This is a genomic window from Candidatus Limnocylindrales bacterium (genome assembly GCA_035571835.1).
GTDB lineage: Bacteria > Desulfobacterota > Binatia > UBA1149 > CAITLU01 > DATNBU01.
Genome location: DATNBU010000001.1, coordinates 72,050 through 90,819, shown reverse-complemented (window position 1 = coordinate 90,819; position 18,770 = coordinate 72,050). Strand labels below are relative to the sequence as shown.

Below are 18,770 nucleotides of genomic sequence, written 5' to 3'. Positions count from 1 at the left end.
CCGGCTCGCGCGGCACGGCGCGACGGGGGAGATACCGATGAACCGTCCTGTCCGCTTTGCTGCTGCTTGTTTTGCGTTCTCGTTGCTCGGCCCGCTTTCGGAGGCACGCGCCGACATCAACCGGCCGTTCGGCTCGCATCCGATGACTTACACGGCCGGCAGCATACGGCCGAATCATCTCTCGCAGGCAGCGCTGGACCAGGCGGTCGCCGATTTCTACGACGCATGGAAAGCCGAGTACGTCTCGCAGACGTGCGGGACCGGTCGCTACGTGGTGCTGACGCACGTCAGCACGGGCAACCTGACGGTCTCCGAAGGTCACGGCTATGGAATGATGCTCGCGGCGCTGATGGCAGGGCATGATCCGGAGGCACAGACGATCTTCGACGGAATGGTCACGTATTTCCTCGAGCACCCGACGGCGACGCACGACCATTTGATGTCGTGGAACCAGTCGACGTCGTGCAACAACGTCGACGGAAACGACAGCGCCACCGACGGCGACCTCGACATCGCGTTCGCACTGCTGCTTGCCGACAAGCAGTGGGGAAGCTGCGGACGGTTCGACTACAAGACCGAAGCGCTCGCCGTCCTCGCCGACATACTTGACGGAGAGGTGAACGCTACCCACGCGTTCACGCTGCTCGGCGACTGGGTCACAGCGGGGGAAGCACCTTACGACAAGTCCACGCGATCGTCCGACTTCATGGTCGACCATTTCCTGTCGTTCGCGATCGCGAGCAGCAACTCGCAGTGGATCGATCTCTGCAACAGTCTCTACGGTGTCATTTCGTCAGTTCGGACGAACTACAGCAGCGGCGTGGGGCTCGTGCCGGATTTCATCGTCAATCCGGCGACATCCCCCGCACCGGCGCCGGCCAACTTCCTCGAAGGCGATACCGACGGGATGTACTCGTACAACGCATGCCGCGTGCCGTGGCGCCTCGCCACGGACTATGTGACCAACGGCGATTCGCGCGCGAAGGCGACGCTCGACGTGGTCAACGCGTGGCTCCGCACGAAGACCGGCAACGATCCTTCGGCGATCGGCGCGGGCTACGAGCTCGACGGCGATGCGATCCCGGGCACGGACTACCCGTCGCTCGCGTTCAAGGCTCCGTTTGCTGTCGGCGCGATGGTCAACTCGACCAACCAGAGCTGGCTCAACGCGATGTGGGACGAAGTCGCCGGAACGCCGCTTTCCGCGGAAGGCTACTACGAAAACACGCTCAAGCTTCTTTCGATGATCGTGATGAGCGGCAACTGGTGGGCGCCCGAGAAAGTCGGCGCACCGACGTGCAGCCTTCCGGGCACGCCGGAATGCACGAACCCCGCATACGTCCTGGATGCATCGGTTGACCTGCGAAAGCTCGACCGCGACCCGGGCGAGCAACAGATGAATCTTCGCGGCACGCTGTTCTTTCCCGGAGGCGCACCCACGGTGCTCGATGCCGGCGCGCAGATCCTCGTCGAAGACGTCGGCTCCGGCGATGCGGCAATCTTCGATCTGACCGAAGCCACCAGCCCCGTGCCCGGCGCCGGCGACGCCGTCTGCGGCGATCGCGACGCGTGGAAGACCTCGGCGAGCAAGGTCCAGTACCGGAACAAGAGCGGAGCGCTCGACGCTCCGGCGTGCACGCCGGGCTCGGCAGCAGGTCTTTCGAAGATTCAGTACAGGCGCGGCAGCACGACCGACGTTCCGTTCCGGATCACGACGAAGCGCTCGACGATTGCTGCGCCCGTCGGGCCTGTTCGCGTGACCCTCGTGCTCGGCGATACCGCAGCCGCAGGTGATGCCGACTGCGGGGTCAGCAACCCTCTCGACTGCAGCGGGGACGCGGCGAGAATGTACTGCGAGTAGCCGGGCGGTTTTCAGCTCAGCGGCTGCGCGCCTTGAGCACGCGCTCGCTCGATGCGAGCACGCTGTCGTAGTTCGCCTGCCAGCAGGGCGTGCCGTCGCTTCGCAACATGCGTACGGTCAGCGGCGCAGGCAGCATCAGGTCGCCGAGCTCGAGACCGGCGCCGCGGCCGCGCACCGAGATCTTTCCGGTGGTTCCTTCGCGGATGCGCATCGACGAAAAGCCGTCGTACAGCGAGTCGGGATCGACGTAACTTGCCATGTGCTCTTCGCGGTCCCAGCACAGCGCGCCGAGATCGCATATCGACGCCGCCGGCGCCGTCGAGCTCATCACCAGCTCGTCGCCCTGATAGACGCACAGCGAGATGTCGGTGACGATGTCCGGCGCGCCGAACTCATCGAGCTCGACCGGAGTTTCGCTGCGCCAGCGCCATACGAGAGAGTCGCGCGTCGGATCGTCGTCGGAGTGACGAAGCATCAGCAGCGAGCCTCCGCTCGGAGGCTCCTGGCACGGATAGACGATGTCGGGCACGACGCAGCCGGCAGACGAACTGCAGATAAGGCACGGATCGCACTGGAGGGGCGTCCCCTCGACGCAGACGCCGCCCGAGCAGGTATCACCAACCGTACAGGAGTCGCCGTCTTCGCAGCTCGCGCCATCGGGACCGATCGTCTGGCAGTCGCTCGAGCAGCAATCGCCGTCGGCGGCATTGCCGTCGTCGCAGACTTCGCCGGGGTCGAGAAGGCCGTTTCCGCAGATCGAGCAGATCTCGAGGCTCCAGCTCTGGAGCGTGCCGGTGTCGTTGGAGCGGTTGTCGTGAACGGTCAGGGTCCAGTTGCCGGCCGCGTTCTCACCCATAAACGGCGCGAAGCTCTGGTTCGGGATGCGCAGCACCGACGGATCGGTGGCCGGGCAGATCAGCGGGTCGACCGCCTCGTCGCCGAGGTAAAGGGAGAAGTTGTCGGCGTTGCCGCAGATGTTCGCGAACATCGTGCGCGTCGTCGCCGACGGGCTCGTCAGTTGCGCATCGAGATCGCCGACGTACGTGTGCGTTCCGCTCATGTGCAGTCGGATCGACGTGACCTCGCCGATGTCGGGAACGGTGACGCTCGACGTGGCGGTGCCGAGATCGGGAATCGGCTTCGGAATGTCGCTCGCCGCGTAGGTCGGGCAGATCTGTTCGGTCTGGCCGAGCGTGAACAATGTTTCGATGGTGTTGTTGGATTGGTCGGATTCGCTCAGGACGCCGTCGGGATTGACGTGCACGCGCAGCTTGTAGATTCCGTCGGGAAGGCCGGCGTCGGTAATGTCGATGTACTGGCACGGAAGGCCGGAGCTGTAGACGTCGCTGCAGCCAGCTGTGAGGCCCTGGTACGAGCAGCTGTAATGCTTGTTCGGACAGATCAGGTCGAGAAGGCAGAATCCGTACTTGTGGCCGATTGCGACCACCTGGTCGTTCTCGTCGAGGATCTCGCTGTTGGCGAATGCGCCGAAATGCGCGTGACCATGCGCGGCGCCGCATTCGAACAATGGATTGGTGCACTCTGCGCCCGGGTTCAGGCTGCAGTTCGGGCAGCCCGGATCGCCGAGGATGAGATCGTCGGGACCGATGTTCGTGGTTTTCAGCGAGAACTTGACCAGGCGGCGGTCGTACTGCCCGCCGGCGCAGCCTTCGACCACGTCTCCTGCCAGAACGTTCTGCGTCGCGACGGTGATGTTGAAGATCTCCGGTACGAGATCGGGCAGGGCAGAGGCGCGAACCGGCCCGAGAAGGCCGATTGCCGCTGCGGCCAGTCCCGCGCCCACGGTCCGAGCTGCTCTGGTCGTCATCCCCCGAAGTTCCCCCGTTCCGCCTGCGTAGCACACCGCCTGTGGCGTCGCGACCATCTATCTGGCAATCAGGCGGTCGGAGACCTGCCATGCATACCTTCGAGAAGATTCTTGTCGGCGGAAAATGGATCGAGCCCAACGGCTCCGGCCACTTCGACATCGTCAATCCAACCACCGAAGAAATCTGCGGCCGGATTCCGCGCGCAGACAGGACCGATGTCGACGCGGCGGTTCGTGCGGCGCGCAGCGCGCTGGTCGACTGGAAGCTCACGCCGGCCGAAGAGCGTGGCCGCTGCCTGCGCGCAATCGCCGACGAGATGGACGCGCGTGCCGGCGAGCTCGGCGACGTCATCGTCGAAGAGCTCGGATCCCCGGCCGCGATGACCGCGCAGTATATGGTGGGCTTTCCCGCCTCGACGATCCGTTTCTACGCGGATCTGCTGACGCGCGGCGAGTTCCCGTTCGAGCAGCGCATCGGCAACTCGGTCGTCGTACGCGAACCGAAGGGCGTCGTTGCAGCGATCACGCCGTGGAACTACCCGATCCATCAGATCACCGCGAAAGTCGGACCGGCGCTTGCCGCGGGCTGCACGGTCGTCGTCAAGCCGAGCTGCGAAGTTGCGTTGTCGTGTTTCCTGTTCGCCGAGATCGCCGGGCGCCATCTGCCGCCGGGCGTCTTCAATTTCCTCTCGGGCAAGGGCAGCGAGATCGGCGAAGCGATGGCCACGCATCCGGACGTCGACATGGTATCGCTTACCGGCAGCACCGACGTCGGCCGCCGGATCATGGCGCTGGCTGCACAGTCCATCAAGGAAGTATCGCTCGAGCTCGGCGGCAAGGCCGCCAACGTGATCCTCGACGATGCCGATCCTTCGGTGATCCGCGCCGGAGTCCATCATGCGTATACGAACGCGGGTCAGACGTGTGCGGCATGGACGCGGATGCTCGTGCCTCGCTCGATGCACGAAGAGGCGTGCCGCATCGCGAAAGACGTCGCTGAGAACGTGATCAAAACCGGCGATCCGCGCGTGCCGCCGGCGCCGGGCACCACACGCATGGGACCGCAGGTCAGCCGCCACCAGTACGAAAGCGTCCGCGAGCACATCCGGCGCGGAATCGAAGAAGGCGCGACACTGGTTGCCGGCGGGCTCGAACGGCCCGAGGATCTCGAGCGCGGGTTTTTTGTACGGCCTACAGTTTTCGGCGATGTGACGCCGGACATGTCGATTGCGCAGGAGGAAATCTTCGGTCCCGTGCTGACGATCCTTCCGTACGACGGTGAAGACGACGCGGTGCGCATCGCAAACGGCACGATTTTCGGCCTCGGCGGCGCAATCTGGTCGAAAGACGTCGAGCGGGCGATGCGGGTCGGTCGCCGCATCGACACTGGCGGGATCGACATCAACGGCGGCACCTTCAACACGGTGGCGCCGTTTCGCGGGATCAAGCAGTCGGGAATCGGCTGCGAGCTCGGCGTCTACGGGCTCGAAGAGTATCTGACGACCAAGTCGTTCCAGCTTCCGGTCGACGGAAAGATCGCCGCCTATCTCGAAGGTCGCTTCGAAGCGCGGCCGGCCGGCAGCTCCCGGGCCTGAAACTGCGCACGCTCTCAATCGTTTTCTTGCCTCCGGTCATTGCATACGCATCCGGTGTACAGCTAACTTCGGCACGCGGGGTTGCCCTGGCCATCTTTTTGCCAGGCACGAGTACCGTTGTCCGCAGCTCCGCGTCCTGGCCGAGCGGAGCGCACGATGGACGACGACAGAATGGGGGAGGCCGTGAACGTAACGATGGGAATGCAATGGGCGTCCCAGAAGACGCCGTCACAGGCGATTCGGCTGCTCATGCCGGTCGTCCTTTCCGGCCTTCTTTTCTTCCTCGATCTTCACGCTCCCGACAGCATGATGTTCGGGCTTCCGTATCTGCTGGTCGTCGTGCTGGCTCAGGCGACGTCCGGTCCGCTCGGTGCAGCGATTGCCGCAGCCTCCGCAGCCACGCTGGTCCTGGTCGCGCCGTTTCTTAGTTCGGGCGCCGCCGCGCCGGCGATCGTCGACCCTGCATGGATGGCTGCGATCGGACGCACGACGGTCGTCGCCGCGATCGCAATGGTCGTCGTCTTTCTTCGCCAGCGGGATTCGGCGCGCGCGATGCTGCGCCAGCAGGTCGACGTCGTGGAGTCCTCCGCCGGCCAGCGAAGTGACCAGCTTCGCCTCGTCAACGCGCAGCTTCACCGCGAGATCGCCGAACGGCGCCGGGCCGAGCTGCGTTCCGGTTACCTCGCGTCGATCGTCGAATCGTCGGCCGACGCGATCATCGGACAATCCCTTTCGGGAACCATCGTCAGCTGGAACGCCGGCGCGACGCGCGTGTACGGCTACACGCGCGAGCAGATCATCGATCGCTCGTCGTCGATGCTGATTCCGCCCGAGCACGAGGCTGAGCTGGTTTCGCTCGTCGCGCGCGTGGCCGGGGGAGAGCGGGTCGACGAAGTCGAATCGGTGCGGCTGCGCAGCGACGGTACGAGCTTCGATGTCTCGGCCAGCTTCTCGCCGATTCTCGACGATCGCGGTGCGATCATCGGCGTGTCGATGATCGAGCGCGACATCACGCGCCGCATGCGTGCGGAAGAAGCCCTGCAGAGCCTCAACGTCGAGCTCGAGGAAAAAGTCCGTCAGCGCACCGAGGATCTCGAGATCGCGGTCGGCGAGCTCGAAGCATTCAGCTACTCGGTCTCCCACGATCTCAGAGCGCCGCTGCGGGCGATGAACGGTTTTGTCGAGACTCTGGTCGAGGACGTCGGCGAGCGCCTGAGCGACGACGAGCGCGAGCTGCTCGGCCGGATCGAGCGCGCCGCGGGACGCATGGACCACATCATCAACGATCTGCTCACGCTGTCGCGGGCCGGAAACGACCGGATCGAAAAGGAAGTCGTCAACCTTGCCGAGGTTGCACGATCGATCATCGAAGAGCTGCGCTCGGTGTCGCCGGGCCGCAAGATCGAATGGGAAATCGGAAACGGGCTGCTTGCATGGGGCGACGCGGGGCTGCTCCGCCTCGTCGTGCAGAATCTTCTCGGCAATGCGTTCAAGTACACCGAGACCCGGCCGGAGGCGCACATCGCGATCGGTGTGCACCAGAGAGCGGGTGATTCGGTTTCGTACTTCGTCCGCGACAACGGAATCGGCTTCGATCCGAAACAGACCGGCCAGCTGTTCCGTCCGTTCTCGCGCCTGCATCGCAGCGACCAGTTCGAAGGCTCCGGCATCGGGCTGGCGACCGTCGAACGGATCGTCCGGCGGCACGGCGGCTCGGTCTCGGCCGAGGGCCGCCTCGGCGAGGGAGCGACGTTCCTGTTCCGCCTTCCGGTCCCCAAGCGAACGCAGTCGGCACTCGACGACGATGTCTTCGTGGGCGGCGATGACGCCGCAGCTCCTGCCGTTGCCTGAGTCCCGGTCCCGCCTGCTGGCTCCAAGGTATTCCGGCGTGTATCTTCTTCGATCCGGGCGAAGCCCTTGCTCGATCCGGGCGAAGCCCTGCTCGATCCGTGCGAAAACCTTGCTCGATTCGGGCGAAAGCCTCGCGCGACCGGGCGAAGACCTCGTGCGATCGGGCGAAGCCCTGACAGGAGCCGACCGTTGTCCAGCGAGCCACTGACGTTCGAAGCCAACTACACGCTGCGTGACCAGATCCAGGCCCGCGCCGATCATCCGGAAGCGTCGGGGAAAATCTTCCTTCGCCAGCACGAACGGTCCTGGACGTACGGGCGCTACCGGGACGAATCGACCCGCGCCGCCCACTTCCTGCTCGGCCGCCTCGGCACCATCGACGACCGCCATCCGGGCCACGTCGCGATGCTGCTCGAAAACCACCTCGAGCTCCTGTCGCTCTACGGCGGATGCGGGATTGCGGGCCTGACGCTGTTCGGCGTCAACACGGGCCTTCGCGGGCCGACGCTTGCGGGCGTCCTCAACCAGTCACGCGCGCGGCTTGTCGTCGTCGACGAGAAGTTCCGCGACGAGGTCGAAAAGGTCGCCGACAAGCTCGAGCACGTCACTCGCGAGAATATCCTTTACCTGCCGACCTCGGGCACGGCGACGATCGAGACGCATGCCGATTACCTTGCCTGCATGGCGGTCGAAGCCGGTGCGCCCGGCGTGAGCCTTCCGTACCCGGAGGCCGACGTGACGCCGGGTACGAACCTGATGATCATCTATACGTCGGGGACGACCGGGCTTCCGAAGGGCATCAACAACAATCATTTCAAACTCTGTGCGACCGGCATCGGCGTCTCGTCGCGCCTCGAGCTCGGTCAGGACGACTGCGGCTATACGTGCATGCCGCTGTTTCATTCGAACTCGATGTTCATCGGCTTCATGCCGACGTTCTGGGTCGGCGGAACCCTCGGCATCCGCGAGCGGTTCTCCGCGACCAGGTTCGTCTCCGACGTGCTCGACTACGGCGTCACGTACTGGAACTACGTCGGCGAGCCCGTGCACTACGTCCTTCAGGCGCTCGAGCGCGAATACGGAGGCGACATCGAGCGCCTGCGCCGCGAGGTCACGCATCATCCCGACAACCACTTCCGTTATGCGATCGGCAACGGTGCCTCGCCGCCCGACATCGACCGCTTCATCGACTGGATGGGACTCGAGGACATGTTCGAGCTGTACGGCTCGACCGAAGCGGCGATCGCGACGTACCGGCGAAAGAACGATCCGCGCGGAAGCGTCGGCGAGGTCACCGACGACGCGGTGCGCATCCTCGACGGTCGCGGCAACGAATGCCCTGCGGCCGAGATTGCCGCCGACGGTCACATCCTCAACTACGAGCAGGCGGTCGGCGAGATCTGCCGGATCGCGGACGATACGGCGCTGTTCCAGGGCTATTTCGATAACCAGTCGGCCAATACGCAGAAGTATCGCGACGGCATCTACCATTCGGGCGACCTCGGCCACATTCTGCTGCAGGACGGCAAGCGATATCTCTTCTTCGACGGAAGAACCGACGACTGGATCCGAAAAGACGGCGAGAACTTCTCCGCCCTGCAGGTTGCGCGCCTTCTGCAGGAACACCCGGATGTCACGCTTGCTGCAGCGTACGGCGTACCGTGCGCGGTTTCGGACGAGCTCGTGATGGTCGCGCTCAAGTTGCGCGAAGGCGCCAGCTTCGACGCGGCGGGCTTTTTCGACTTCTGCGAGCGCCAGGTCGTCGAAGGCGGCATGGACCGCAAATGGTTTCCCGACTTCGTGCGCGTCGTCGACGATTTCGAGTACACCGGTACGCAGAAGATCCTGATCCGCAATCTCAAGGCAGTTCATTTTCATCCATCGAAGATCCACGATCCACTTTTCTGGCGGGAGCGGGGCGACAAGACCTTCAAGCCGTTCACAGCGGGCGATTACGACCGGCTGCGAGACGATTTCGCGAAGGCCGAGCGATTGCCGCTTCTGGAGCGCTGAGCAGATATGGCCGACGAACAGGAACTCCTTCAGGAAGGCTGGCAGGCGCACGACCTGCGAAGCGGTGTCGCCAAGGTTTACGCCGAGGCAAAAAAGCGCAGCACGCTCGGCATTCGCATCGCGGCGTCCTGGGCGATCGTGATTCTCGTGTTCGGCCTGCTCGATTTCCTCGACACTGTCCACGTGGCGCCGCCGCTCTGGGACCTGGCGGCTGGGTTCGGAACGATCCTGCTGGCGGCATCGTCGATCTCGCGTGCACCGGGGCCGCTGCTGGCCTGCGTGGGTGCGGTGCTGGCCGACCTGATCGTGATCTCTCATGGTTTGCCCGACATGCTCGACCACGGCACGGCGACCGATCATATCGCCGCCGGCATCCGCATCGCGCTTGCCCCGGTGACGATGCTGCTGGTCCTCAACGGCTATTTCGGATCGCTCTCGATCCAGGCATTCAAGAACGGCTTCAGCCCGGGGCAGGACTGGCGCACTCGCATCACCCCGCGAATGATGCAGGTGATCGTCATCGGATCCTGCGCTGCGTCGCTGATGCTCGGCCTCGGCACATGGCTCGGCGCGGTCAAGGCCGGATTCGAGCATTCCGATACGTGGATCACGCGTTCGCTGCTGCTCAAGCCGATCGATCTCAAAGTCGCCAAGCCCAAAATCGACGGTGCGAAGACCGACGGCAAGGAACCCGAGCCGTTCGCCACTCTGACGGTCTTCGATCCGAAGAACCCGCCGCCGTTCAAGTACCCGGAGTCGGCTGTACCGATCGAATCCATGAAGGACATGGACGACTTCACCAGGCACGCCGTCCAGGAGGCGTTCGAGTTCGCCGAGGACACCAACGACGACGGCTGCATGCTCGAAGGCCAGGGCCGCCAGGACCGATGCCGGGATGATCGCTGCCGCTACTGGGCCCGGTTCTTCGCGCGCGCATGTCTCGCCAAGACGAAGAAGACCGAACATTTCTGCGACGGAGTTCCGGAGGTAACAGCGGTCGAGGACGGCTCGAAATGGGCCGAGCACTTGTGCGCAGGCAGGAAGCTCGATTTCTGTCGCGAGATGCTTTTTGCACGGCAGGGCCACTGCCATCCACCGTCTCCGGAAATCGCGAGGACGTTCCTTCCAAAGGCCGCAACCGAAAACAGCGAGACGACCGGAAAGAACCAGTAAAGCGCAGCGCGGCTCCAGGACGGCGAGCGCTTCACTGGCCAGGAGATTTCGCGCATAAGAATCGCGATGAGCTCAGGGGGAGGTCTGACAGCAGAACCGATTCGCATCCTCCTCGTCGAAGACGACGAGGACGATGCCTTCCTGCTGCAGCGCGCGCTGACCAAAGCGGCGCCCGGGCAATTCGAGATTTCCCGCGTCGGCACGCTCGACGCCGCTCGCAGGACGCTGATTTCATCGCCGTTCCACGTCGTCCTGTCGGATCTGTCGCTGCCCGACAGCCGCGGCTTCGATACCTTCGAGAAAATCCACGAAGCCGATCCGGAGGTAGCGATCGTCGTGCTGACCGGAAACGACGACGAACGCCTCGCCGTGCGCGCGCTCAACGAAGGCGCGCAGGACTACCTCGTCAAAGGCAAGGCCGACGGACAGTCGCTGGTCCGGTCGATGCGCTATGCGATCGAGCGAAACCGCAGCCGCCGCCTCGAGCGCGACAACACGGCGCTCGAAGGCGAGATCCGGGCACGCAAGCTCGCCCAGGAACGCCTCGAGCGCGTAGCGGCGCAGCTCGAGGCCAGCAACCGCGAGCTGCAGCAGTTCGCGTCGGTCGCCAGCCACGACCTGCAGGAGCCGCTTCGCAAGATCGTCGTGTTCGGCGACCGGCTGCGGCAACGGTTCGACGGGCAGCTCGGCGACCAGGGCAACGACTACATCGAGCGCATGATGAACGCCGCCGGACGCATGCAGACGCTGATCGACGACCTTCTCGAGTTCTCGCGTGTGGTCACGCGTGCGAGGCCGTTCGTGCCGGTCGATCTCGGCGAAGTCGTGCGCGAGGTGCTCGGCGATCTCGAGGTGCTGATCGAAAGCAAGGGCGCCGTCGTCGACGTCGGCCCGATGCCGACACTGCAGGCCGACCCGACGCAGTTCCGGCAGGTCTTCCAGAACCTGATTGCCAACGCGATGAAGTTCCAGGGCGACGGTGCGGTGCCGCACGTCGTGATCCGTGCCGAGCCGGCAACATGCGCAGGCTCTCCGGGCTGGAAGCTGACTGTCAAGGACAATGGCATCGGATTCGAGCAGCAGCATGCCGAGCGGATTTTTGCGCCGTTCCAGCGCCTGCACGGACGCAGCGAGTTCGGAGGATCGGGCATCGGACTGGCGATCGTGCGTCGAATCGTCGAGCGCCACAGCGGCACGATCCTGGCCGAAAGCTCTCCCGGACACGGCGCGATGTTTACGATCCTGATGCCCGCCGAAGGCGATGCGGCAGTGACCGCCGCCTGAATCACCTGACCGGCGTGTGTCCGGGAAGCCTTACCGTCTTGAACCAGTAGTTCGAAAGCGTGCGGATGAGCGCGAGCAGCGACTCGTAGCTGCCGGGTTTGCTGATGAACGAGCTCACGCCGAGGTCGTAGCTGCGAAGCACGTCCTCCTCGGCCTTGGAGGTCGTGATCACGATGACCGGAATCCTTCGCAGTGCGGGGTGTTCCTTGATCGCTGCGAGCGCCTGGCGTCCGTCCATGCGCGGCATGTTCAGGTCGAGGATGATCAGCGACGGCGTCGGGCAGCTCGTCCAGCGCCCATGGCCGTGCAGGTATTCGAGCAGCTCCTCTCCGTTCTCGACGAACCGCAGGTCGATCTCGAGCCCGCATTCCCGGAACGCATCACGGGCCAGCAGACGATCGTCTTCATCGTCATCGGCCATGAGCACGGTGATCGCTTTGCTGTCGCGCGACAAGGCTGCCTCCTCCGCGAATCTCGCGGACGGCTGAAGTCTAGCGTGCGGCGGGAGGAAAGGGCAGGGGGTTGCCGGCAATTCCGGCGCAGAAAAAAGGGCGGTGGCCGCAGTCGATGCGCCCGGCGGATGGCCGGGCGCATCGGCGGTACGGGTTATTCCTTGATCTCTTTGGCGAGCTCCGCTGTGGCGATCTTCTCGTGGTCGCTTTCGAAGATGATCGAGCGGGTCGTATTGACTTCGGTGCTGTCGGGAGCGGTCCAGTCGACCTCGAATCGGAACGCCATCGTCGCGCCGTCGCCGTTGAGATGGGTCGCGAGCGCCTCTTCCTTGGCAGGATCGATGGTCGCGCGGACCTGGGACACGTTGGCCACATACTCTGCGTCGAGCTTCTTCGGCTCGACCAGCTCGTAGCCATTCTCGCTGCGCTTGTAGAGGGCACCCGACGTCGAGATGAAGGCGCGCTGGGCGACGATCTTGTTGTCGTTGTCTTCGATCTTCGTGCTCAGCTCGAACACGGGCAGCGGCTTTCCGCCGATCTTCGCCATCGTGGCGCGAGCATCCGAGAATTTCGGCGCCTTGGCCGTGGGACCGGTTTTGGGGCAGGCGGTTGCCGTAACGCACAGTGCGGCGATCAGCCCGATGTTGGCGAGATTCTTCGCGACGTTCTTCATGGAGTCTCCTGTCGATTCTTTGCCCGACTCGCACTCGAACCGGCGATGCCGCGTGTCTTGGGCTGCGCGCCGGGGAGGCAAGCGCTTCCGATCGACGAGTTTCGCATCGGGGCAGTTGCCGCAGTCGGTGTGCCGCATCATTATTCGACGCCGCGCGGCGGAGCAACCCATTGGACGTTCTCGAAGCCATACGAACCTGCCGCGCGATGCGGCACTTCCGCCCCGATCCGGTTCCCGACGCGCTGATTCGTGAAATCCTCGAGGCGGGCATCTGCGCGCCCAGCCCGGGCAACTCACAAGGATGGGATTTCGTCGTCGTGCGCGAGCTGCCCCTGCGTCATGAGCTGGCGGGCATGCTTTGCGAAGGGGTCAGGCCGCTGCTGCCCCCCGCTTCTGCCGTTTCGGATCCTTCCAAGCGGCGACTTCTCGAATCCGCGCATCACCTCGTCGATCATGCGCTCGATGTTCCGGTCTGGGTGCTCGTCTGCGGGCGTCCGGTCTATCCCGCGTCCGCGCCGAGCGTGGACTGGATCGCATCGGCCGTCTATCCGGCGGCGCAGAACATCCTGATCGCCGCGCGGGGCCTCGGGCTCGGCGCCACGTTCACCACCTGGCACATGCCGTCGGAGGCCGCCGTCCGAAGTCTTCTCGCGATACCGGACGATGCGCGCATTGCAGTCACGATCCCGATCGGCTGGCCGGCCCGTGCCTTCGGGCCGGTGCGCCGCAAGCCGCTCGACGATGTCGCGCACTGGGAGCGCTGGTAGGATTTTCACGTGCGGGCGAGCGCAAGCGCCCGCCAGTATTCCTTGCGTTCGGAGACGATGGGTTCGGCGGCGGCCGCCGCGAACGAAAGAAACTCGGGGTCGCTCCTCAGCCGGGCTGTTGCCGCATCGTAGGTCGCCATGTCCTCGGCCGACCAGAGGTGGATGATCTCACTTTCGGCGAAGTTCTCGAAGACGCCTTCGCTGCGCAAGCCGTGCTTTTCGAACAGGCGGACGAGGTCGCCGGCATTCTCGGCGATCTTTCGCCGATTCTTCGGTGCGCAGGCGAGTCGAGTGACGATGCGGATCATCGGAGCCTCCTTCGCGGCCGCGAGCAGGTTGAGGGTGCATGCGCGGCCGTGCGTGAGATTGTCTGCGGGCACGTGCGATGCAATCCGGGCACCTGGCCGCCGAAGCGCGTGCTTGCGTCGCTCCGGCAAGGCACACAGTCTTTGCGCGGCCACCCGCTGCGGCCCGCCGCTGCGGCAAAGGAGAACGTGATGCACAGGCTCGAAGGGAAAGTGGCGCTGGTAACGGGCTCCGGTTCGGGAATCGGACGGGCAATGGCCGCTCTTTTTGCCACCGAAGGAGCGCACGTCGTCGTCTGCGGCGACCGCGAGCCGTCGCTGGTCGAGACGGTGTCCGAAATCGTCGGGCGCGGCGGGAGCGCCGAAAGCCACCTCTGCGATGTCACCGACGAAGCCGCGATGGCCAGGCTCATCCTGGACACGGCCGGGCGGCGCGGACGGCTCGACATCCTCGTCAACAATGCGTTCCGCATGACGGCCGCGCCGATCACGGCAATGTCGACGGCCGCATGGAAGGACAGTTTCAGCGTAGCGCTGGATGCGGTGTTCTATGCGACGCGTACGGCGATGCCGATCATGTTCGAGCAGGGCGGCGGCGTCATCCTCAACATCTCGTCGACTGCCGGGCACGCGGCCCTGCATTCGCTCGCCGGTTACAGCTCGGCCAAGGCTGCGCTCGAGAGCTTCACGCGCGTTTCCGCAATCGAAGGGGCGCCAGGTGGCGTGCGCGTCAATGCGCTTGCGCCCGGATGCATCGCCACGCCCGGCACGCTGGCTGCGTTTCCGACCGAGACCGCGCGGCGCGCGATGTTCCGATTGATTCCGCTCGGACGCTTCGGCGAGCCCGACGAGATCGCGAAGGCTGCGCTATTCCTCGTCAGCGACGACTCTTCGTTCGTAACCGGAGCCTGCCTCGTCGCCGACGGAGGCCAGCGCGCATCGCTTGGTGCGCCGGCCATCGAAGAAGGCTTCGTGCACTGAGGTTAGTGGATGGCCTGCTTCACGCGCGCAACGGCTTCCTCGACCTGCTCGCGGATGCCGAATGCCGACAGCCGGAAATAACCTTCGCCGCAAGAACCGAAGCCCGCGCCGGGCGTGCCGACCACGTGCGCGCGCTCGAGCAGCAGATCGAAGAACTCCCACGATCCGAGACCTCGCGGCGTGCGCACCCAGACGTACGGCGCGTTGACGCCGCCATGCACCTCGAGCCCGGCGTCGGCGAGGCCGCTACGGATGATCGATGCGTTGGCCATGTAGTAGTCGATGTTGGCGCGCACTTCGCGGCGGCCGCTGTCGGTGTAGACCGCCGCCGCAGCCTTCTGCACCGGGTAGGACACGCCGTTGAACTTCGTCGTGTGCCGGCGTGACCACAGCTTGTGCAAGTCGACGCGCGAGCCGTCGGCCGCCGTGCCGCGCAGCGACTTCGGCACCACCAGGAACGCGCAACGCGTCCCGGTAAAGCCGGCCGTCTTCGAGAAGCTGCGAAACTCGATCGCAACTTCGCGCGCTCCGTCGATCTCGTAGATCGAGTGCGGAATTTCGGGATCGGTGATGAACGCCTCGTAGGCGGCATCGTACAGAATCACCGCGTCGGTCTCGCGCGCCCACGCGACCCAGCGTTCGAGATCGGCGCGCCGCGCGACTGCGCCCGTCGGATTGTTCGGAAAGCACAGGTACGCGAGGTCGACCTTCTCGGTGGGCGGATGCGGCAGAAAGCCTCCGTCCGACGTGCACGGCAGATAGACCAGACCGGCATAACGGCCGCTCGCGTCGGCGGCTCCGGTGCGCCCGGCCATGACGTTGGTATCGACGTAGACCGGATAGACCGGGTCGGGAATCGCGATGCGGGCGTCGGTCGAGAAGATCTCCTGGATGTTGCCGCTGTCGCACTTCGAGCCGTCGGAGACGAAGATTTCATCGGCTTCGATGGCCGCGCCGCGGCTCTTGTAGTCGCTCTGCGCGATCGCCTCGCGAAGAAAATCATAACCCTGTTCCGGTCCGTATCCGTGAAACCCTTCGCGGGTCTTCATCTCGTCGACGGCCGCGTGCATCGCATCGCAGATCGACGGCGGCAGCGGAAGCACGACGTCGCCGATCCCGAGCCGGATGATCGACGCGCCAGGATTGGCCTCCTGAAACACGCGCACGCGCCGGCCGATCTCCGGAAACAGATATCCGGCAGCAAGCTTGAGGTAGTTGTCATTGATGCGAGCCATGAAGCGAACCTCTTCGAAAAAGGGGACAGGTACAATTAATTTTCTTCAGCGAAAACGCGGGCGGTTTTAAAAAAGGGACAGGTACAATTTCGCCGGGGCGTGGATGAATCGCGACGGTTCCGGCGGCGAAATCGTACCAGTCCCTACCCGCCGATCGCGTGGCGTTCGAGGGCGACTCCGTTTTTCATGACCGTGTGGATTTTCGAAAGCTCGGCGACGCCGGTCGTCGGGTCGCCGCCGACCAGCAGCAGGTCGGCGCGCTTGCCGACGGCGACCACGCCGAACGACGGATCCTCGGTTTTTTCGATGAAGCGCGCCGGATCGAGCGTTGCCGCGCGAATCGCTTCGGCCGGCGTCATCCCACCCTCGACGAGCAGCGCGAGCTCGCGATGCAGCCCGGCGCCCGGAAACACGCCGGTCTGCGCATCGCTGCCGGCGAGAATCGTCGCTCCATTGGCGCGAAGCAGCTTCACGTTGTCGCGTCGAGCCTGGCGCGTCGCGTACAGCAGCTCGAAATACGCCTGGAACATCGGCGACAGACCGCCGGCCGGCGGATGATCGAACGACTCGAGCAGCTCGCGGTCGGCGGTCTCCGTTTCGAGCGGCGTCGGCATGCGCGGCCCATGCCCGAACATCGCGTAGTTCTCGAAGACGGCCATCGTGGCCACGATCGGCTTCCGGAAAGCGGCGAGCTTCGCCGCGCCCGCGTCGTCGAGCGCCTCCTTGTAGACCATGTGCATGAACGCATCGACGCCCGCATTGCCGGCCTCGAGCGCATCGGCCAGCGTGCCGACGTGCGAGACCACGCGCAGGCCTTTCGCATGCGCCATGCGCACGACCGACGCAGCCAGCGCGTCGGTGAGCCGAGGCGCACTGTCGGGAACGCTGTCGATCGCCATCTTGACGACGTCGGCGTGCGCCGCAGCAAGCTCGTCGATGGCTTTCCTTACGTCTTCGTCGGATCCGAGCGGACGCACCGCGTGGCTGCGCACGTACCAGCGGATCCACCACGGCGCGATCTCGTCGATCACCGGCAGCGGATGTCCGCCGATCGCGGTCAGCATCGGTCCCGATGCGAAGATCGTCGGTCCGAGCAGCTTGCCGGCGGCCACTGCATCGCGCCGTTCGAACGCGTCCGGCGCAAGGTCGGCGGGATCGAGCACGGTCGTCACGCCGCAGTACAGAAACGCCTGGAGGTTGCGGTCGGGGTCGGGGAACCGCTTGAGCCACGGCGGCGACGAGCCATTGGCAACGTGACCGTGACTGTCGACGAGCCCGGGCAGCAGCGTCTTGCCGCGGCCGTCGATGCGCGACGCCGTCGCAGGCACCGTCAGCGTTCCCGTCGTACCGATCGCTGTGATCTTCGAGCCGGTGACCAGCACGTCCTGGCCGGGCGTGATCCGCCCGTTTGCGACGTCGAGCACGCCGGTATTCTCGAAGAGAACCGCTTCCGGCGATTTCGCCGGCATCGTCACGAGCGGCGCCGGCTTGGAGCATGCCGCAAAGCCGCAGGCGAGAATCGCGATGGCGAGCGAATGGCCGAGGCGCGAGTTGTTCTGCATGAGGTCTTGCTTAGCAGAGCGCATGGACGACGCGAGGCCCGGCTGGGCGCTTCGACTCAGTCGACTCCCTCCACCGCATCGTGTATAGGCGCCCGGTCCGAACGTCTGCCGCCCAAAGGAATTCTCATGCGAAGCGCCAAAGCCTACTTCCGTCCGCTGGCCATCGGTGCGCCCGAGCCGGTGCGGGAGATCTCCGTACGTCCTTCGCGCATGATCCATTTCTTCGATCCGAGCAATCCGAAGATGGCGTCGAAGGTGCCGGACATCGCGCGCCAGGTGGACGTGCTGCTCGGCAACCTCGAGGACGCAATCCAGTCCACGAACAAGGTCGCGGCGCGCCGCGGCCTGATCGAGATCGCGAAGGCCACAGACTTCGGAGACACGCAGCTCTGGACACGCGTCAACAGCCTTGATTCGCCGTGGGTGCTCGACGACATCGTCGAGCTCGTCACCGAAATCGGCGACAAGCTCGACGTCATGATGATTCCCAAGGTCGAAGGGGCCTGGGACATCCACTACGTGGACCAGCTCCTCGCGCAGCTCGAGGCCCGCGCTCACATCAAGCGGCCCATCCTTGTCCATGCGATCCTCGAGACGTCGACGGGCGTGTCGAACGTCGAGGAGATCTGTGCGGCAAGCCCGCGCATGCAGGGCCTGTCGCTCGGCCCGGCCGACCTCGCGGCCTCGCGCCGCATGAAGACGACGCGTGTCGGCGGCGGGCACCCGGGCTACCTCGTGCGCACCGATCCCGATCCATCCAATCCCGATGCGCCGCGGCCTACCGCGCAGCAGGACCTCTGGCATTACACGATGGCGCGCATGGTCGATGCGTGCACGGCCAACGGCATCCTTCCTTATTACGGGCCCTTCGGGGACATCCACGATGTGGTCGCGTGCGAGGATCAGTTCCGCAACGCCTTCCTCATGGGCTGCGTGGGCGCCTGGTCACTCCACCCCGTGCAGATCGGCATCGCCAAGCGAGTGTTCAGCCCGCCAGTGGACGAGGTGCTGTGGGCGAAGCGGGTAATCACCGAGCTCGGCGACGGAAGCGGCGCCGTGATGCTCGACGGAAAAATGCAGGACGACGCGACCTACAAGCAGTGCAAGGTCATGGTCGAGCTTGCCCGCATGCTCGCTTCGCGTGATGCGGATCTCAAGGCAGCGTACGGATTCTGACCGAGGAGTTGAAG

The 18,770-nt window shown here is 64.9% G+C and carries 15 protein-coding genes; 9 read left to right on the top strand and 6 right to left on the bottom strand.

Going from position 1 to position 18,770, the window contains the following annotated elements:
- Nucleotides 1-37 precede the first annotated feature (37 nt).
- Entirely contained in the window at nucleotides 38-1,861 is a 1,824-nt protein-coding gene (locus VN634_00375; GenBank protein ID HXC49310.1) for a glycosyl hydrolase family 8, read from the top strand.
- A gap of 16 nt (nucleotides 1,862-1,877) precedes the next feature.
- Here VN634_00375 and VN634_00370 read toward each other — a convergent pair whose 3' ends face one another.
- Entirely contained in the window at nucleotides 1,878-3,689 is a 1,812-nt protein-coding gene (locus tag VN634_00370) for a lysyl oxidase family protein (GenBank protein HXC49309.1), read from the bottom strand.
- Nucleotides 3,690-3,778: 89 nt separating this feature from the next.
- On the opposite strand from VN634_00370, the gene VN634_00365 reads away from it, so the two are divergent.
- The 5 genes from VN634_00365 (at nucleotide 3,779) to VN634_00345 (ending at nucleotide 11,605) form a co-directional block, all read left to right on the top strand.
- Nucleotides 3,779-5,284, top strand: a complete 1,506-nt coding sequence (locus tag VN634_00365) for an aldehyde dehydrogenase family protein (protein ID HXC49308.1) — start codon at nucleotides 3,779-3,781, stop codon at nucleotides 5,282-5,284.
- Between the two features lie 156 nt (nucleotides 5,285-5,440).
- A complete protein-coding gene (locus VN634_00360; GenBank protein ID HXC49307.1) occupies nucleotides 5,441-7,135 on the top strand; it encodes an ATP-binding protein in 1,695 nt (564 codons plus the stop codon).
- 189 nt (nucleotides 7,136-7,324) lie between these two features.
- Nucleotides 7,325-9,148, top strand: a complete 1,824-nt coding sequence (locus VN634_00355; GenBank protein ID HXC49306.1) for an AMP-binding protein — start codon at nucleotides 7,325-7,327, stop codon at nucleotides 9,146-9,148.
- 6 nt (nucleotides 9,149-9,154) lie between these two features.
- A complete protein-coding gene (locus tag VN634_00350; protein HXC49305.1) occupies nucleotides 9,155-10,321 on the top strand; it encodes a hypothetical protein in 1,167 nt (388 codons plus the stop codon).
- A gap of 66 nt (nucleotides 10,322-10,387) precedes the next feature.
- Nucleotides 10,388-11,605 carry an ATP-binding protein gene (locus VN634_00345; protein HXC49304.1) on the top strand — a complete coding sequence of 406 codons (1,218 nt, stop codon included), beginning with the start codon at nucleotides 10,388-10,390 and terminating at the stop codon, nucleotides 11,603-11,605.
- 1 nt (nucleotide 11,606) lies between these two features.
- Here VN634_00345 and VN634_00340 read toward each other — a convergent pair whose 3' ends face one another.
- Together VN634_00340 and VN634_00335 are read right to left on the bottom strand one after the other, a co-directional pair.
- A complete protein-coding gene (locus VN634_00340; GenBank protein ID HXC49303.1) occupies nucleotides 11,607-12,059 on the bottom strand; it encodes a response regulator in 453 nt (150 codons plus the stop codon).
- Between the two features lie 152 nt (nucleotides 12,060-12,211).
- Nucleotides 12,212-12,730 (bottom strand): hypothetical protein, encoded by a 519-nt coding sequence (locus tag VN634_00335; GenBank protein HXC49302.1) that lies wholly within the window; start codon nucleotides 12,728-12,730, stop codon nucleotides 12,212-12,214.
- A 170-nt stretch (nucleotides 12,731-12,900) separates the two neighbouring features.
- Between VN634_00335 and VN634_00330 the strand changes: the two genes are divergently transcribed.
- On the top strand, nucleotides 12,901-13,497 hold the full coding sequence (locus VN634_00330; GenBank protein HXC49301.1) for a nitroreductase family protein: 597 nt from the start codon (nucleotides 12,901-12,903) through the stop codon (nucleotides 13,495-13,497).
- Between the two features lie 5 nt (nucleotides 13,498-13,502).
- On the opposite strand, the gene VN634_00325 is transcribed toward VN634_00330, so the two are convergent.
- On the bottom strand, nucleotides 13,503-13,877 hold the full coding sequence (locus VN634_00325; protein ID HXC49300.1) for a hypothetical protein: 375 nt from the start codon (nucleotides 13,875-13,877) through the stop codon (nucleotides 13,503-13,505).
- A 117-nt stretch (nucleotides 13,878-13,994) separates the two neighbouring features.
- On the opposite strand from VN634_00325, the gene VN634_00320 reads away from it, so the two are divergent.
- Complete coding sequence (locus VN634_00320; GenBank protein ID HXC49299.1) at nucleotides 13,995-14,783, top strand: glucose 1-dehydrogenase; 789 nt, start codon at nucleotides 13,995-13,997, stop codon at nucleotides 14,781-14,783.
- A gap of 2 nt (nucleotides 14,784-14,785) precedes the next feature.
- Here VN634_00320 and VN634_00315 read toward each other — a convergent pair whose 3' ends face one another.
- Together VN634_00315 and VN634_00310 are read right to left on the bottom strand one after the other, a co-directional pair.
- Complete coding sequence (locus VN634_00315) at nucleotides 14,786-16,018, bottom strand: LL-diaminopimelate aminotransferase (protein HXC49298.1); 1,233 nt, start codon at nucleotides 16,016-16,018, stop codon at nucleotides 14,786-14,788.
- 143 nt (nucleotides 16,019-16,161) lie between these two features.
- Nucleotides 16,162-17,580, bottom strand: a complete 1,419-nt coding sequence (locus VN634_00310; protein ID HXC49297.1) for an amidohydrolase family protein — start codon at nucleotides 17,578-17,580, stop codon at nucleotides 16,162-16,164.
- Nucleotides 17,581-17,706: 126 nt separating this feature from the next.
- Between VN634_00310 and VN634_00305 the strand changes: the two genes are divergently transcribed.
- Nucleotides 17,707-18,756, top strand: a complete 1,050-nt coding sequence (locus VN634_00305) for a CoA ester lyase (GenBank protein ID HXC49296.1) — start codon at nucleotides 17,707-17,709, stop codon at nucleotides 18,754-18,756.
- Nucleotides 18,757-18,770 lie beyond the last annotated feature (14 nt).

Excerpts from the sequence above, each read along its gene's own strand:
- VN634_00375 (HXC49310.1), top strand. The coding sequence starts at position 38 with ATGAACCGTCCTGTCCGCTTTGCTGCTGCTTGTTTTGCGTTCTCGTTG.
- VN634_00370 (HXC49309.1), bottom strand. The coding sequence starts at position 3,689 with ATGACGACCAGAGCAGCTCGGACCGTGGGCGCGGGACTGGCCGCAGCG.
- VN634_00365 (HXC49308.1), top strand. The coding sequence starts at position 3,779 with ATGCATACCTTCGAGAAGATTCTTGTCGGCGGAAAATGGATCGAGCCC.
- VN634_00360 (HXC49307.1), top strand. The coding sequence starts at position 5,441 with ATGGACGACGACAGAATGGGGGAGGCCGTGAACGTAACGATGGGAATG.
- VN634_00350 (HXC49305.1), top strand. The coding sequence starts at position 9,155 with ATGGCCGACGAACAGGAACTCCTTCAGGAAGGCTGGCAGGCGCACGAC.
- VN634_00345 (HXC49304.1), top strand. The coding sequence starts at position 10,388 with ATGAGCTCAGGGGGAGGTCTGACAGCAGAACCGATTCGCATCCTCCTC.
- VN634_00335 (HXC49302.1), bottom strand. The coding sequence starts at position 12,730 with ATGAAGAACGTCGCGAAGAATCTCGCCAACATCGGGCTGATCGCCGCA.
- VN634_00320 (HXC49299.1), top strand. The coding sequence starts at position 13,995 with ATGCACAGGCTCGAAGGGAAAGTGGCGCTGGTAACGGGCTCCGGTTCG.
- VN634_00315 (HXC49298.1), bottom strand. The coding sequence starts at position 16,018 with ATGGCTCGCATCAATGACAACTACCTCAAGCTTGCTGCCGGATATCTG.
- VN634_00310 (HXC49297.1), bottom strand. The coding sequence starts at position 17,580 with ATGCAGAACAACTCGCGCCTCGGCCATTCGCTCGCCATCGCGATTCTC.
- VN634_00305 (HXC49296.1), top strand. The coding sequence starts at position 17,707 with ATGCGAAGCGCCAAAGCCTACTTCCGTCCGCTGGCCATCGGTGCGCCC.